The 2,376-nt window shown below is 69.1% G+C and carries 4 protein-coding genes; all 4 read right to left on the bottom strand.

Going from position 1 to position 2,376, the window contains the following annotated elements:
- The coding region (locus tag JNN06_RS17195) for an FtsW/RodA/SpoVE family cell cycle protein (protein WP_291240818.1) at positions 1-795 on the bottom strand (795 nt) is incomplete at its 3' end.
- Positions 796-987: 192 nt separating this feature from the next.
- Positions 988-1,128, bottom strand: coding sequence for a hypothetical protein (locus JNN06_RS17190; RefSeq protein WP_291240817.1), 141 nt, complete (start codon positions 1,126-1,128; stop codon positions 988-990).
- Positions 1,129-1,294: 166 nt separating this feature from the next.
- A complete protein-coding gene (locus JNN06_RS17185) occupies positions 1,295-1,567 on the bottom strand; it encodes a hypothetical protein (RefSeq protein ID WP_291240816.1) in 273 nt (90 codons plus the stop codon).
- A gap of 72 nt (positions 1,568-1,639) precedes the next feature.
- On the bottom strand, positions 1,640-2,215 hold the full coding sequence (locus JNN06_RS17180) for a hypothetical protein (RefSeq protein ID WP_291240815.1): 576 nt from the start codon (positions 2,213-2,215) through the stop codon (positions 1,640-1,642).
- Positions 2,216-2,376 lie beyond the last annotated feature (161 nt).

Genomic DNA, 2,376 nt, shown 5'->3' with positions numbered 1-2,376 from the left:
CCATTTCACCTGCCCCTCGCCCACGCCCACGCCGAAGAACCCGCCCTCCTGAATGGCGTTGGTGGCGTAGCCCAGCTGCGAGCGCGGGTCGACATCGGCGGCCAGAAAGCCGTCGATCCGCCGCGCCAGGTGTTCCGACATGCCGTAAAGCAGGAAGCCCACGCCCCCCACCAGCCCGAGGATGGTGGCGATGACGGTCATCGAGGCGCCCGCCACGAAATAGACCACGCACCAGCCAAAGACGATCAGCATGGATTGGCCGAAATCGGGCTGGATGGCGAGGAAGAACACCACGGTGATCGCCAGCGCGAAGGAGATCAGCCGCCCGGGCGGGCCGTTGATGTCTTGCGCCGCCGCCATCAGCCAGGCGGTGACCACGATGAAGCCGGGTTTCAGGAACTCGGACGGCTGGAAGGACGCAAAGCCCAGCGAATACCAGCGGATCGCCCCCTTGCCGAAATCAGTGCCGAGGAAGGGCAGGAAGGCGAGAGCCACCATGGAAAGGCCAAAGCCCAGAATGCCCAGGCGCCGCACGGCCTCGGGGGGCATCATCGAGACGCCAAGCATCACCGCCAGCGCCACCACCCCGAACAGAGCCTGCCGCTCGACATAGTGGAAGGGATCGAGGTTGTTGCGCGTGGCCAGCGGCACCGAGGCCGCGAGGCCCAGCAGCATGCCGATGCCAAACAGCGCCAGCACCGCGCCCAGCGACCATTTGTCGATGGTGCGCCACCATTTCGGAAGAACCGGCTCCGACACCCGTCGGGGCATGGAACCATAGACCATCTCAGTCATGGGGGAACCGCCTGATTTGCCTGCTTGCCTCTGACCGGTGTGTGCCCGGCCTTTCGCCGCAGTCTAGCCGCATTTGAACGGTCTGACCAGCGGGAAGGTTTTGGGGCGGCGGGAAGGTTTTGGGCCGGGCGATCCTTCGCCGAAGGATCGCGGGCGCGCGGGGTGTGGCGGGGGGAGTGGACGACGGTGGCCTCAGTCGTCGCGCAGGCTTCGGGTCTCGGGCGGGATGGACAACAGGCCGCCCGGCGGGGCGTGGCGGCGCAGGCGCGTGGGGACGCGGCGCGCCTGCCAGAGATGAACCAGCACCGGAGACCAGAACAGAAGGGGCGACATGGGGGGAGCGGGCAGCAGGCCGGGGGCAGACTGGCCCAGAGCATCGTCCAAAGCCAAAGCAGCCAAAGGCTTGGCCATAGGCAGCGCGGGTGGCGGCATAGGCCGGCGCGCGCGGCGCCTCCCAGCGGGAGAGGCGCTGATCCGGCGCTCCCTGCCCCATGGCGTGTCAGAAGGCGGCCCAAGCGGCGCTGTCTTCGCGCTGGAGCTGCCACAGCGGCGCGATCATCGGGCCGGGCATGCGGGGTTGTCCGGGTGAAGCCAGCGCGAGGGCAAGGAAGCGGCAGTATCCGCGCGAGGCCTCCTCGGGGCCGCCCGGACCCAGCGAGGTGTCGCGGGCGAGGAAGCCTTGCAGCGGGCGCCCGTCGGTCAGGCAGATGGGCAGCGCCTCACGGCGGGTGAGGCCCTCCTGCGGGCTTTGACAAAAGGCGTTGTGCGTCATGCCGACCTCCCATTCAGCGGAGGCGCGGCACAACTTGAGCGATAATTTCAATAGCGCGCCCCGCTCACAGCGCTAGATGCGCGAGGTGTCCAGCCAAGGCGACGTCAAGGCCGGGCGCGCGAGGGCGCGGAGGGGTAGCAGCTGGGCGGCCAGCAGGCGCGGCAGGATCAGAAGCGGCAGGCCGATGAGCAGGGCCAGAGCTTGATACCAGCCGGGCATCAGGCCGCTGCCCGCCGCCAGCAGGAAACCGGCCACCATCAGGGGCAGGCAGAGGCGGGCGAGCGTCACACGCAAGGGCGCGGGCCAGATGGTCGGATCGGGTGTCAGGCCCTTGGCCCGCAGCGCCCGGATGGTGGGCGCGGTTGCGCAAGGAGCCGGGGGGTGTTCGGGCAAGGGCGGCAGGGTTTGCGCCGGGGGCCATGCGGTGCAGAAGGCTTGCCAGGCATCGGCATCCCGGCGGTGGCGCCACGCCGCCAGACCGATCAGCTGCGGCGGCAGCAGGCCCGGGTCGTCGGCTTGCAGGGCGAGGAACTGGCGATAGGCCAGCACCACCCGCGCCGCCTGATCTTCGGTCAGCGTGGTCTCGGTTGCGAGGGTCTCGGCCAGCGAGAGGCCGGTGCCGAGCAGGGGGTCGGGTGGCAAGTGCATCGGCGCAGAATGATCGCAATGCGGCGTCGCGTCCAGCGGCCTGGCGCGGCAAAATGCAAAACACCGTCGGGGTTTTGCGGATCACAGCAGCAGCGCCGACAAGCGGCGTGGTCTCTGGCGCCGTCCTGTCAGGCCTATACCCTTTCCCCGTTGCCATGCCC

It is taken from the genome of Gemmobacter sp. (assembly GCF_016792925.1).
Taxonomy (GTDB): Bacteria; Pseudomonadota; Alphaproteobacteria; order Rhodobacterales; family Rhodobacteraceae; genus Gemmobacter.
Note: the sequence above shows the minus strand (reverse complement) of the source record. Positions and strands in the feature narration are given on the sequence as shown.